The 13,907-nt window shown below is 43.0% G+C and carries 12 protein-coding genes; 5 read left to right on the forward strand and 7 right to left on the reverse strand.

Annotated elements, in window-relative coordinates:
- The first annotated feature begins 48 nt into the window (after window positions 1-48).
- Both rnhA and GZH31_RS10160 read left to right on the forward strand, forming a co-directional pair.
- Window positions 49-519 (forward strand): ribonuclease HI, encoded by a 471-nt coding sequence (gene rnhA / locus GZH31_RS10155; RefSeq protein ID WP_118844425.1) that lies wholly within the window; start codon window positions 49-51, stop codon window positions 517-519.
- Between the two features lie 74 nt (window positions 520-593).
- A complete protein-coding gene (locus tag GZH31_RS10160; RefSeq protein WP_036967466.1) occupies window positions 594-1,457 on the forward strand; it encodes an MBL fold metallo-hydrolase in 864 nt (287 codons plus the stop codon).
- On the opposite strand, the gene GZH31_RS10165 is transcribed toward GZH31_RS10160, so the two are convergent.
- The gene (locus GZH31_RS10165; RefSeq protein ID WP_036967464.1) at window positions 1,428-2,186 is read right to left on the reverse strand and encodes a class I SAM-dependent methyltransferase; all 759 of its coding nucleotides are present in this window, start codon (window positions 2,184-2,186) and stop codon (window positions 1,428-1,430) included. The genes GZH31_RS10160 and GZH31_RS10165 overlap by 30 nt on opposite strands.
- Window positions 2,187-2,239: 53 nt before the next feature.
- On the opposite strand from GZH31_RS10165, the gene gloB reads away from it, so the two are divergent.
- Window positions 2,240-3,013 (forward strand): hydroxyacylglutathione hydrolase, encoded by a 774-nt coding sequence (gene gloB / locus GZH31_RS10170; protein WP_180310933.1) that lies wholly within the window; start codon window positions 2,240-2,242, stop codon window positions 3,011-3,013.
- Between the two features lie 144 nt (window positions 3,014-3,157).
- Window positions 3,158-4,741, forward strand: a complete 1,584-nt coding sequence (locus GZH31_RS10175; RefSeq protein WP_180310934.1) for a LysM peptidoglycan-binding domain-containing protein — start codon at window positions 3,158-3,160, stop codon at window positions 4,739-4,741.
- A 57-nt stretch (window positions 4,742-4,798) separates the two neighbouring features.
- Here GZH31_RS10175 and speB read toward each other — a convergent pair whose 3' ends face one another.
- The 4 genes from speB to GZH31_RS10195 form a co-directional block, all read right to left on the reverse strand.
- Window positions 4,799-5,722 carry an agmatinase gene (gene speB / locus GZH31_RS10180; protein WP_036967455.1) on the reverse strand — a complete coding sequence of 308 codons (924 nt, stop codon included), beginning with the start codon at window positions 5,720-5,722 and terminating at the stop codon, window positions 4,799-4,801.
- A 3-nt stretch (window positions 5,723-5,725) separates the two neighbouring features.
- A complete protein-coding gene (gene speA / locus GZH31_RS10185; protein WP_065979330.1) occupies window positions 5,726-7,639 on the reverse strand; it encodes a biosynthetic arginine decarboxylase in 1,914 nt (637 codons plus the stop codon).
- 195 nt (window positions 7,640-7,834) lie between these two features.
- Window positions 7,835-8,296 carry a hypothetical protein gene (locus tag GZH31_RS10190; RefSeq protein WP_051501748.1) on the reverse strand — a complete coding sequence of 154 codons (462 nt, stop codon included), beginning with the start codon at window positions 8,294-8,296 and terminating at the stop codon, window positions 7,835-7,837.
- A gap of 71 nt (window positions 8,297-8,367) precedes the next feature.
- Window positions 8,368-8,829, reverse strand: a complete 462-nt coding sequence (locus tag GZH31_RS10195) for a GNAT family N-acetyltransferase (protein ID WP_036967450.1) — start codon at window positions 8,827-8,829, stop codon at window positions 8,368-8,370.
- Between the two features lie 254 nt (window positions 8,830-9,083).
- Here GZH31_RS10195 and cysZ point away from each other — a divergent pair, with 254 nt between their 5' ends.
- The gene (gene cysZ / locus GZH31_RS10200; RefSeq protein ID WP_174403856.1) at window positions 9,084-9,794 is read left to right on the forward strand and encodes a sulfate transporter CysZ; all 711 of its coding nucleotides are present in this window, start codon (window positions 9,084-9,086) and stop codon (window positions 9,792-9,794) included.
- A 30-nt stretch (window positions 9,795-9,824) separates the two neighbouring features.
- Here cysZ and GZH31_RS10205 read toward each other — a convergent pair whose 3' ends face one another.
- Window positions 9,825-10,325, reverse strand: coding sequence for a hypothetical protein (locus GZH31_RS10205; protein ID WP_036967447.1), 501 nt, complete (start codon window positions 10,323-10,325; stop codon window positions 9,825-9,827).
- On the reverse strand, window positions 10,322-13,900 hold the full coding sequence (locus GZH31_RS10210; protein ID WP_180310935.1) for a tandem-95 repeat protein: 3,579 nt from the start codon (window positions 13,898-13,900) through the stop codon (window positions 10,322-10,324). The genes GZH31_RS10205 and GZH31_RS10210 overlap by 4 nt, the downstream gene beginning before the upstream one ends.
- Between the last annotated feature and the right edge of the window lie 7 nt (window positions 13,901-13,907).

Consider the following 13,907-nt stretch of genomic DNA (forward strand, 5'->3'; position numbering starts at 1 on the left):
GGTATCTTTCTATAATCACTTTATTGTACATAATATCAAGGTAAAACAGTGCAAAAAACCGTAGAGATTTACACCGATGGGTCATGTTTAGGTAATCCGGGGCCAGGAGGTTATGGCGCAGTGATGCGGTATAACGGTCATGAGAAGCAATTAAGCCAAGGATATACCCTTACTACAAATAATCGGATGGAAATGCTCGCAGCCATTGTTGCACTCGAAACATTAACCCGCCCCTGCCATATTATCCTTACCACCGACAGCCAATATGTCAAACAAGGTATTGAGTCATGGGTTGAAAACTGGAAAAAACGAGGCTGGAAAACCGCAGCCAAAAAACCCGTCAAAAATGTCGACTTGTGGAAACGCCTTGATGCAGCTTGCCAACGACACACCATTGAGTGGCGTTGGGTAAAAGGTCACAGCGGGAATAAATACAATGAACTCGTTGATGACCTTGCCCGTGAAGCAGCAGGTGGCAATGCCCTACTTGAAGACACCGGTTACGACGAAGCAAGTTAAAAATTAACGCAGAGCATTTAAAGTTTTTGTTATATGTTATAAGATTTAGCTATAACAATAATTAAGGACTCATTATGGCTCTGCGCATTCATTCTTTTTTTCATCAACAAAGCGCAACTTTGTGCTATCTAGTATGGTGTGAACACAGCAAACACTGCCTACTTATTGATGCACCAGCTGATTTTGATATGCCAAGTGGTGAATTAAGTTTTAGCACTGCCAATGAAATTATCGCCTACATAAAGCAGCATAAACTTTCATTACAGTGGTTGCTCGAAACACATGCTCATGCAGATCACATTACCGCATCAAGCTATATTAAACAGCAACTGCAACACGCTCACCCATGTAAACTGGGCACCGGTGAAGGTATTGTTCACGTACAAGCACATTTCAGTAAGCTTTATAATATTGATATGCCATGTAATGGCGAACCCTTTGAGCAACTATTCGCTGATAAAGCACAGTTTCAGTTAGGGGAATTTACAGTCGATGTGATTGCCACCCCCGGCCACACCCCTGATAGCGTGTGTTATCACATAAATGGCAATGTATTTGTTGGCGACACTTTCTTTATGCCAGACAGCGGCACAGCACGTTGTGATTTCCCAGGCGGCAGTGCGGCTGAGTTATATGATTCTTTACAACGTATTTTATCACTGCCGGATGATACCGTGCTTTGGATGTGTCACGACTATCAACCCGACGGCCGAGCACTCGCGTATAAAACAACGGTTAAAGAACAGCGAGAGCAAAACGAGCATTTAAAAGGTGATAAACAGAGTTTTATTGCAATACGTGAAAGCCGAGATGCAACGTTAGCAGTGCCAAAATTGTTGCATCCGTCGATTCAATTAAATATTCGCGCTGGCCAGTACCCGCTTAAAAGCGATGACAAACAGCACTATTTAGCTATCCCGCTCACAGTGCTGCTTTGATGTTTGGCGAAGACCTGCGCCTTTTACAGGTGAAAATTGAGGTCTTGCGTGCCATTTAGGTTTAATTGGCGTCAGTGGTGCTACTCGCTTGCGTGCCACGAGTAAATAGACACTGCCCATAGGCTTTAAGTAATGTTTACCAAAGCGACGCCATGCCGCAAATCGCGATAATCGATTACCTCGTGCAAGCGACGAATGGATAAATCGCTCATCAGAAATAATTTCGAACCCTAATAAATTCAGCCAGTCTTTGACGCGTGAAGGGGTAAAAAAGCGCCCCGTCCAAGGCAGCTTTTGACGGCTAAACGGCAACAATTGAGCCAAGCCACATAAACTAAATGGATTAAAACCGCTTATTACAATGTATCCACCTGGGATCAGCGTACGGTGTGCTTCTCGCAATATATGATGCGGGTCAGAATGGTACTCTAAGCAATGAGATAAAATACACGCATCGACACTGTGCTCATAAAAAGGCAGTTCATCAACATCGGCAATAACACCGGTAAATAAGCCCGGCTCAGCAACACAAACCTGATGCTTAATGGGGCTCTCACTCGTAGCAAGCTCGCCACTTAAATTACCTAATTTAAGCATGTGGTAACCAAACATGCGTGGCAACCAAGGTGTTAACTTTCTTTCAATTTCAGCACGCAAATAGTCCCCATGAGGGAACTGCTGCCACGAGTACGGCTTAGGACCTTCTTGAAAACTAAGGGCTGGTTTCATTTTCTGAGCTCGTTATACTGTATCTTAACTGTCACTTTATAGAGCAATTAAACATGGTGCAAGTTAAAGCAATTAAAGCCTTTTCTGATAATTATATCTGGTGCATTGTAAATAATGACCAACAAAGCGCTTGGGTCGTTGATCCAGGCCAAGCAGACCCCGTCAACCAGTATCTTGATGAGCATAACCTCACCTTGGCAGGTATCTTAATTACACACCACCATTATGATCACACTGATGGTGTTGAGCCATTGCTCAAAACCAACCGTGACATTCCCGTATACGGGCCAAGACACAGTCCGTTTAAAGGGATTAATCACCCGCTTTCAGAAGCAGACAAAGTCACGGTTTATGATCGCACATTTACAGTGCTTGCTACACCTGGCCACACTTTGGATCACATTTGTTATGTTAATGATGAATTGAGCTTTACGGGCGATACACTCTTTAGTGCTGGTTGTGGCCGCTTATTTGAAGGCAGTGCAGAACAAATGTGGCATTCGTTATGTAAACTTAAATCGCTGCCTGATGACTGTAAAATCTACTGTACCCACGAATATACGCAAGCCAACTTAGCGTTCGCTAAGGCGGTTGAGCCAACAAATGAAGCATTATTGAGGTACAGTGATAAAATAGACACATTAAGAGCAAATGATGACATCAGTCTGCCCACCACCATTGCCATTGAAAAACAGCTAAATCCATTTTTACGCAGTCATTTGCCCCACATAACTGACCAGCTACCCGACACGCTAAAAATTAATTTTAACTTAAATGAACCTTGGCAACGTTTTGCTAGTCTCAGGGCGTGGAAAGATAATTTTTAAAACGTGTATTATCTTGGTTACAATTTTGTATTTTTAGATCAGTACGTTGTAAAAATAAGCTGACATAAATTGGTCATAAAGTGGCAATATGTTCTCTGAGCAGGTAATATTCGCCGAGTTTTTTTACCTGATGTATGGGTATGTATGTATAAGTCTCCTTTAGTTTTAACGCTTGCGCTGGTTTTGAGTGGCTGTCAATTAACAGCAACTGACACTGCTGGGTCAGATAATGACAACCGTGTTGAGCAACAGCTTGCAGGCGCAAGCCCCAGTGACATCAATGATGCATTGATGCTCAACGCACAGTATCAGCAATTAGCTGATACTGATGAGCCCCCCCCAGTATTTGATGATGTGTGGGAGCGTATTCGCTACCAGCTATCTATTGATGTACCGCAAAATCGCCCTGTTGTCGCCGAGCGTAACTACTATGCACGCCATCAAGCATACCTAGATCGTATCGCCAAACGTGCCGAGCCTTATCTTTACTTTATTGTTGAAGAAGTCGAAAAACGTGAAATGCCTATCGAAATTGCACTGCTGCCAATTGTTGAGAGTGCATTTGATCCCTTTGGTTATTCACATCGCAGTGCATCTGGCATATGGCAATTTATGCCACAAACAGGCGAGCGTTTCGATTTAAAACAAAACTGGTGGTATGACGGTCGTCGCGACATCGTGCAATCTACGCGGGCTGCTTTGGATTACTTATCCTATTTGCACAAGACCTTAGAAGGTGACTGGTTAAATGCAATTGCAGCCTATAATTCAGGTGAAGGTCGCTTACTAAGAGCAATTAAAAAGAACCGTAAGAAACATTTACCGACCGATTTCTGGTCGTTAGATTTGCCCAAAGAAACCACCTCTTACGTACCAAAGCTTCTCGCACTTTCTGATCTTGTTAAACGTAGCGATGAATTTGGCATTAAGTGGCAACCGATTATTAATGCACAAGTTATCGATGTCGTTAACGTAGGAAGTCAAATTGATTTAGCCCTCGCTGCAGATATGGCAGGTATTAGCTTAACGGAGTTATACCGTTTGAACCCCGGTTTTAACCGCTGGGCAACCGATCCGAATGGGCCGCATTTCTTATTATTACCATCAGATAAAATAGACACCTTCTCTGAGAAATTGGCAAAAACAGAGCAAAAAGATCGTTTACGCTGGCAACAGTATGTTGTGGCGCGCGGCGATAGCTTATCGGTTATTGCGAAAAAGTTTTCAACCAGTGCGGGAGCGATTAAAACACTCAATAAATTGTCATCAAACACAATACGTGTTGGGCAACAATTATTAGTGCCTTTAAGTGATGGCGAAATTAACAGCCAACACCTGCCAGACTCTGTTCGCATGGCTGCAAATAAAGCAACGCGAAAAAAACTGAGCCATAAAGTAGCCAGTGGTGACACGTTGTGGGACATAAGCCGCGAATACGATGTCACAATTGCTGAACTTGCTAAGTGGAATAATCTTAAGAAAAATGCAGTGTTACGTGTTGGTCAAACACTAACGGTGTATAAAGATGAAAAAACACAGCTTGCAGCGACTCAAACGACCGAGCGCACCATTACCTATAAAGTTCGCCGTGGCGATTCATTAGCACGTATCGCTGCTAAGTTTAATGTCTCTGTGGATGATATTATAAAGTGGAACTCGTTGGCTGGGCAAAAATACATTCAACCAGGCCAAAAGTTAAAATTAAGGGTCGATGTTCGCAGCGCCTAAGTTTAAACTTACTGCCAATAAAAAAGAGCGCCTAAGGGCGCTCTTTGCATCTCACATTTAGTATTTGTGTTTTAAGGCCCACAAATGCAGTAATTCATTAGCAATCGTGGCTGCCGCAATGGCTGTAAGCTCACTTTGATCATACGAGGGTGAAACCTCAACCACATCCATACCCACCATATTAATGCCTTTAAGCGCTCTTAATATTTTTAACACTTTATCACTGGTTAAACCGCCACATACTGGTGTACCAGTTCCTGGTGCAAATGCGGGGTCAAGGCAATCAATATCAAAAGTCAGGTAAACAGGTAAGTCCCCTACTCGCGCTTTAATTTGCTCTGCAATCACATCTGCAGACAGGTCATTTGCTGCCATGGCATCAATGACCGCAAATTCATGTTTGCTCTGATCAAAATCAGTGCGAATACCAATTTGAATGCTGTGGTCAACGTCAATCAGCCCTTCCATCGGCGCATGATAAAACATAGTACCGTGGTCATAGCGTGAACCATTACTGTAAGTGTCTGTGTGCGCATCAAAATGCACCAAAGCCATTTTACCATGCTGTTTGGCATGTGCGCGCAACAATGGCAACGTCACAAAATGGTCGCCACCTAAACCTAGTAACGTTTTACCTTGACGTAAAATTTGCTCAGCCGCTAATTCAAGCTGCGCAGTAAAATACTCAGGGTCGCCTACGGGGTAGGTAAAATCCCCAGCATCCGCTAACTTTAAGCGCTCAAACAATGGGAACGTCCAAGGGTATTTGGTTTCTTCCCATGCAAGGTGTACAGAGGCACGGCGTATAGCGTCTGGACCTAGTCGTGCACCTGGACGCCCCGATGTTGCTAAGTCAAAAGGTAAACCTAATACCACGACATCCGCATCAATTGCAGTGATGTTTTGCACCATTGGCTGGCGTAAAAACGTCATGCCGTTTGAATATAACGAATGATCTGTATGGTCAAACAATGTCGACATTGCTTATAACTCTTCTAAATAAGTGTAACCGTTTAAGCCAGCTTGCAGCTCGTCTAACACGCTTTGCTGTTCAGTTTCTGGCAGTTTTGTAGCCACCAGCTGAGCATAAGACTGCTGGAAGCTCTCTACATCTAAATGCACATAACGCATCATGTCAGCCACCGAATCACCTTCGTTAATTTCAGTGATCTCTGCCTGACCTTGCTCATCCATTTTCACAATTGCGCTGTGTGTGTCACCAAATAAATTGTGCATATCGCCTAAAATTTCTTGATAAGCACCCACTAAGAAAAAGCCCATTAAATATGGTTTTTCTTCGCTATATGCAGGCACAGGTAGCGTACTTTCAATGCCTTGGCCATCCACATAGTGCTCCATGGCACCATCTGAATCGCACGTAATATCAAGTAGTACAGCACGTTTTTGTGGTGCTTCTGTTAAACCACTCAATGGCAAAACAGGGAACACTTGGTCAATACCCCATGCATCAGGTAGAGATTGAAACAATGAAAAGTTCACAAAAAACTTGTCTGCTAAACGCGCGTTCAATTCATCGATAATTGGACGATGAAAGCGGTTTTTATTATCCATGTGTTTGTTAAGTTCATAACAGACACGAAGGTTAACTTGTTCCGCCCATGCACGCTCTGTTAAATCAAGTAAACCCAGTGCAAACTGATTATGCGCTTCGGCTAAATCACTTTGACTATCATGGTAGATTTCAATCAACGCACGGTCGTCGTTATCACCACTTAGCTGTTGCCACGATGTCCACATATTGTTTAATAAAAGAGGTGCATCGGCCGCAGGCGCAAGAATATCTTCAGGCTCGTAGCTTTCAGTACCAATCACATTCGAAATCAATACCGCATGATGCGCAGTCAGCGCACGGCCAGATTCAGAAATAATACGCGGCATTGGTTGCTCATACTGCTTACAGGTATCACCAATGGTGTAAACAATGTTATTCGCATATTCGCTAAGACTGTAGTTCATCGAGTTATGTGATTGACTGCGTGTGCCATCGTAATCAACTGCTAAGCCACCACCCACATCTAAGCACTCTATTTGCGCACCTAACTTGCGCAACTCACAGTAAAAGCGTGCCGCTTCGCTCACGCCTAAACGTACGTCACGAATATTGGCCATTTGCGACCCTAAGTGAAAATGCACAAGCTGAATTAAATCTAATTGTTCAGACGCTTTTAAGCGATTTACCACGCTCAGTACTTGCGATGCCGATAAACCAAACTTTGATTTTTCGCCGCCACTCGCTTGCCACTTGCCTTTACCTTGTGACGCTAAACGAACACGAATACCAATACGAGGCTTCACGTTTAGCTCTTTTGCTTGGCTGAGCACCATGTCTAATTCAGATAGCTTTTCCAGTACGATGTAAACCTTATGACCCAGCTTTTCGCCGATAAGTGCCAGACGAATATACTCTTGATCTTTGTAGCCATTACATACAATCACTGCACTGGTTTTTTCTGCCATCGCTAAAACAGTCAGTAGTTCGGGTTTACTGCCCGCTTCTAAACCTAATTGCTTTTTCTCAACATCGGCTTGGCTTGCCACAATTTCCTCAACCACTTCGCGTTGTTGATTCACTTTAATTGGGTAAACAAGCAGGTAATCTCTCGGATAACCATAGTTTTCAATCGCCGTATTGAATGCCTGACACAGGCTGTGTACACGGTGATGTAAAATTTGAGGAAAACGCACAAGCGCCGGCAAACTTAAACCTTTGTCTTGTAGTTGCTGTGCTATATCGATAAGTGCAATGGTTTGCTCTGGGGCATGGGCCTTTGGCGCAACATACACATCACCTTGATCATTTATACCAAAGAATCCTTGGCTCCAATGACGAACATTGTAGCTCGTGCGAGCTTGTTCTAGTGATGTTGTCTCTTTCATCTATCTTTCTCTTTTATTTAATGGTGCCAAAATCGGCAAGGGTATTGCCGCGCATTAAAAGAAAAATAGTGACTTAAGTCCAACAAGTATTTTTACTCGTAACGAGTGATTTTTGATGTGAGAAACTGATTAAGTTGTAGATTACATTGGCTGAAGAATCAGCGTATTTAATAACGTGTTTAGTACGTGGCGTTCTCAGTGCTTAACGTGAATAATTTCGTCAGCCTTTGCAGAGGAAGACCCTAACTGTCGCCACGCTTCATATTGCTCACCATTACGCCACGTGATACCGATATACTCTTGCCAATGTTCAAAGTCTTTACTTCTGTATTTTTCAACCCCACATCCTCCGGCACCAAAGGCAACACGACAGAGTTTAACAATCAGGTAGGTGCCATCAAACTCTAACTGGCGCGGGTTTTCAGTTGAACTGGAGCAAGTACTCAAAAAGCGAGGCGGTATTTTCAATATAATTCGCGAGGTAATTTCACCCTTGTCATTAAAAACACCGGTTACCGAATGGCATGAATTGAAATAAAAGGTATTACTGCCAACAACAAGGTCAGAAGGGCTATGTTTATTACGTTGCTCGGGGGATACACGCACCGTGTCTGACTGTTTATTATCGCCACATGCACTGAGTACAATAAGCGACAAAAAGCCAAACAGACGCGCACATAATTTAACTATAACAATAACCCCATAAATAATGTGATTAGGTTAACTCGTTATTGATTAAGCCCTAATTCCATAAATAAACTTTGTGGGTTTTCAGTGTAATTACCAAACGGCCCACAACGATGAAACCCCAAGTTCTCATACAAACTAATTGATTCTGTTTGCTTAGGGCCTGTTTCCAAGCGAATAAGGGGAATTTGTTGCTCTCCCGCATGATGCAGTAAAATTTGCATAATACGACGTGATAACCCTTTACCTCGATAGCTTGGTTTTACATACAAACGGCGAATTTCGCCATAAGGCGGATTCCCTTCTTGCATCACAATAGCACCGCAGGCAACAATACCATCCTCGTTTTTTAAGCCAATTGCATACACGTTAGGTTCTGCTAATTCTTCGACGCTTAATGATTGTGCGGTTGCAACTGGATATAAAGAGTTTATAAGTCGGTCTATATCAGAAAACACGTGTACTACTTCAGGATCATGTGGATTTAAATCGACTAACTGCATAAAACTCCCATCTTGAATATGTCATTTTTGTTAATTCTGTTAACAATAATATCGGATCATCGTCTGATCCTCTAGTGCTGTTTTCATTATTCGTTCTTATCGGTACGTATGACTACCATACTACCGTGTAGTTCCTTGCTATGTAACTGAAAAAACACTTTGTTACGGAAAAAGGCTGTTCAAATACAGTGAAAATCATATACTGCAAACACGAAGTAATAATGAGAGGTTATCGCGTGCAGTTTACTCAAGGTATGGAATACTTCTTTTCTGGCTTTAAATTAATTAGCCAAAAAGGGTTAAAACGTTTTGTACTTATTCCTTTATTAATCAACATCGTACTTTTTGGCAGCTCACTGTTCTTTTTATACGGCTGGCTTACCGATGGCTTTGCCTATTTAAACTCGCTGTTACCAGAGTGGCTTAGTTGGCTTGAATGGTTAATGTGGCCTATTGCCGTATTAGTGATTTTATTTAGCTACAGTATGTTGTTCACCGTCATCACCAATTTTATTGCCGCCCCCTTTAATGGCTTGCTGAGTGAAAAAGTCGAGCTATTTTTGACGGGTCAAAAAGTCAATGATGATGGGCTACTTGATACCATGAAAGATGTGCCACGAATGCTTGGTCGTGAATGGACAAAACTCTGCTATTACTTACCAAGAGCAATTGGCTTTTTTATCTTGCTATGGATTTTACCTGTTATTGGTCAGCTCTTATGGGTGTTGTTTACGTGTTGGATGTATGCCGTTCAATATGAGGATTACGCATTTGACAATCACAAAGTCAGCTTTAATGATATGAAAGATGATTTAAAAGAAAAACAAACTCTCTCTTATGGTTTTGGCCTTGCCGTTATGGTGCTTACAGCAATCCCCTTTGTTAATTTAATTGTGATGCCTGTTGCAGTCTGCGGAGGCACCCGTTTATGGGTTGATAATTACCGCAGTAAATACCGCCGTTAAATCTTAAAAGCCATTAAGCCAATAGTGACACTATTGGCTTTTTAGTACCGTGTAATCGAGTTTCACCGGTAAAGGGTCTGAAAGACCTAAATCAGAACGCGGTTCTTCAAATTTACTAATAACCGCATCATACGTATTTTCGCCGATATTGACTGTGAACGGTTGTGCAAGCTTGGTGATTATTTTAAGTTCAGCGTGCTTGTTTTCTAATTCTAATAAGCCATCTTCCCGTGTTTTAACAAGTAAAAAATGCGCGCCATTTTCAAAGACAATACGAGCTTGATGAGATTGTCGGTGCTCTGCACGCCACTGCCCTTGCTGAAAAACAGTAATAACATCACTGACACCATCGGGCTCCAACAGACGCTCTTTTTTAAACTCACATTGTTCACACCCTTTTATTGATTCTGCTTGCCAATTAATCGGGTAACCATCAAAGCTAAGTCTTGATGACATTTGCCATGCAGAATCTGCAGCAGGCTTGCAGCCACAGAGCGCGAACATCACACTTATATACACGAAGGACTTCATGGGTTTTCACCTTGTGATGTTCTTACTGCTTTGATCTCTTCTAATAAATAACGTGGAGGAGCTTGCTCTTCAATGATGTGTTGAACAGGCACTTGAGACACATCTGATTGATCATTTTGAACAGTATTAATTCCTAAACGGTTACCCGAGAAAAAGGTATAAAAGCGCAGCTCAATAAGGCTCCACTCATCAACATCACTCAACGTTGAAATGTTACTATCGCCATTGGTGTCTTGGCTTAAGGTTTCAGTAAGATCTAAATTACAGTTATAGTCTATCGCAGTGGAACCTGGGTAGCCCAAGCCATTTGCTTCATTAATATTTGCTTCGTCGAGTGCATTTCCCAAACCATGAGAAAACGACATCACAAAGTTATCGGGCGACCCTTGTGGGCCATTGATAAGGTCGGCTGTTTGCACACCACAATTTGGGTTGTTTCTATAACGACTTGAATAATAACGGTCACCTTCATTATTTCCTATTGTCGCTAAACCGCGTAATTGATAAAGATAATTCATAATACTTAAATGGTTCGGCTTATAGTTCACGGCATTATTACCGCCATGATCAAGCCCTAAATTATGACCCAGTTCATGCATGATTGTCGCAGCCTGGTAGTTATAGGCTAAATTGGTTGAGATTTGATTGTCCAACGACAAGCCCCAGTTGCCAAGGCTTATCATTAAATCGTTACCGTTAATTTCGGCAACGCCAGATGACCCTGCACTGCCATCAACATTGCGGCTATTCGCCATTAACATGTAATGAAAAATCGGTTTACGGCGCATATCAAAATTAGCCATTTTATAATGAAATAAACTCTCAACGCCTTGGTTAAAGCTGTACGGTGTATATTGCCTAAAGATAACACGGTCACCGCCACCTAAATCATGATCAGCAGGTGATACCCCCTCAGCTTGGTGAAATAAATCACCCACATCAAAATGCACCACGATGTTTTCTGCAGCGAATGACGATGCCACTTTTTCAAGCGCCGTCCTGTGAGGTGTAATGCCTGCATCACTGCTGTCCATGTAATCTACTTCAATAAAGATATCTTTTTGATTTGCTCTGGCTCCCCAGTCATAAAGTGGTAATCCAGCAAATGTTGAGCCTGGTTGCTCTGAGCAATCAGGAATACCGTCTTCGTCTTCATCTAACGAGCACGTGATATCATTGACCCCTCCAGGAGTGGTAAAGGTGCTGTATGTCCAGTCGGTGGCACTATTCGTATCTGTGCTGCTCTGGTCACGCTTGATACTTGAGCCCGTAAAGTTCAAGATTGTGGGTGCCGCTCCCGTTTGCCATTGACCCACCGATGTCGGTTCCGTTGTATCATTTCCAAAGCGAACAAAGTCAATAGTTTGAGCTTGATCGCTCGTCAGTAATTCAATAAACCCATTCAAAAACCAATAAGGGCGAACAGTGGAACCAATGTCTCCAATAAAGGCAATGTATTTATTCTGATCAGCAGCATCATAAAATAATGAATCCCCAAAGCGACTGTGAATAATCACATACTCACCGGCAGCAAGAATTTGATTAGGTAGAGTAAAAATCGTAGAAGCCGCAACGCTATTATCCGCGCTATCACGACTCTTAACCCTGACGCTGTAATCAACCAAATTCACATCACTGTTAGTGCCATTGTAAAGTTCAAACCATGGGGTGTCGTTCGTAAATCGAATCGCCACCACCTCGGTGATTTTTAAATCTTCGCTGCCCGTCGTAAATGTTGTAATAATCTGTGCAGACACGGGCGTATCGGCAAAATTAACTAAGTCACTGGTCAGCCTTAATTGATATTGTGTTGACTCACTCAAAGCAGCCGTAAATTCAGCACCGTTAAAGTATTCACTGGTATTCGCTTCTGGGCCTGATAAGACCAGTGAGCTAAGCGCTAAACAACTGTTAAAGTTATCTGCTGATAATTGCACTGAGCCAGTACACACCCCTTCGTTTTCATTAAACGATAAGCTTGTGGTCTTCATTACGTCAGATAACGAAAATGAGATACGCGCGTTTGCACTCACTGCCTGACTGTTATCCTGTGGGCTCACATTCACGACAGTGGCTGCTGTTGTGTCTGTGATTGTAACGCTGACTGTCGCCTCGTTACTGTCAACACCATCTGATACGGTCACTTTGAAGGGGGCTTGAGCAATACTATTTTCTGCTGGCTGATATTGGTAATTAAAACGTGTCGCATTGAGCGTAGTGATGGTTGCTCCCCCAATGTCACTGGCAAAAGTAACCGATAACTCATCATCGTCAGCATCGCTTACGTTAACCGTGAAATCCCTCGGTTGATTAAACTCCGTAGTAAAGGCAATAGCGTCAATAGTGGGCGCTTTGTTAACATGTACAATCGTAAACGTCAGCGTTAACGATGATATCGCCCCCATGTCATCGGTTGCCGTGACTAACAATACGACCTCACTATTCACAGACACTTCGGGGGCAGTAAAACTAATTGCTTGGCCATTTTGAACAAAGTTTAGTGTGGGTCCACTTTGTTGCTGCCACGTAATTTCACTGACTGTGCCATCAGTGTCGGTCACAATAACACTGATTGACGCCTCAGTGAGCTCAGTAATATTGGCAATAGGGTCAGCCGTAATCACTGGGGCAACATTTACAAAATTTTCAATCACGACATCATATTCGGCCAAGCGTGTAGCCCCGTCGTTATCTGTAACAATGACTTGAAAACGCACGCCGCTATCTGCATCGACTTCAGGGGCTGTAAACATCAATTCGCTACCACTGGCAGTAAATGAAGTTGTAGGGCCTGATACTTGGCTCCAACTGTAATTTGTAATGCTGCCATCGCTATCAATGGCAACCGCACTTAATGTGCCCTCCACCCCTTCTCGGATTGTTTGCTGCCCAGAAATTGATACTGAAGGAGCAATATTGGCACTGACCACAACACTAAAATCTGTGCTTGTTTGCTCACCAAAGTTATCTGTCACGCGCACAGTAAATGCCAATTCTGTATTACTGCTCACTGAAGGGGTCGTAAAACTGATTTCACTACTGCCATTACTAAATACCACACTTGGCCCAGCTGTTTGACTCCAGTTATAACTCAGGACTTCACCGTCAACATCGGTGGCATTTGCACTGAGTGTTATTATATTGCTAGAGGGGGAGATTTGTGGGCCCTGTACAACGATACTCGGTGCTTGATTAACATTAACAATGGTCGCTGTATACGAGGCACTGGCTGTCGCACCTTGATTATCAGTCACGGTGACTGAAAAACTGATGGGGGTATCTTCGTTTACGGCGGGAATAGCAACAGTGAGTTGCTCATTACTGCTGGTTATACTGACTGTAGGGCCGCTTGTTTGCTGCCATGTAAAGCGGCTAATAGAGCCATCTGAATCACTTGCTGATGCCGCAACCGTCAGTGTAGAAAGTTCATTGACTTGGCTATTGCCCGACACCGTGACTTGTGGCGCTTGGTTACTGGCAGATGCAGGCTCATCGCTGCCGCCTCCGCCCCCACACGCGGTTAAGAAAATAGGGAATAAAATACACAACCAAACCGTTACTATTCTATTCCCCATTTTGCTA

It is taken from the genome of Pseudoalteromonas sp. JSTW, from assembly GCF_013423925.1.
Classification (GTDB): domain Bacteria; phylum Pseudomonadota; class Gammaproteobacteria; order Enterobacterales; family Alteromonadaceae; genus Pseudoalteromonas; species Pseudoalteromonas lipolytica.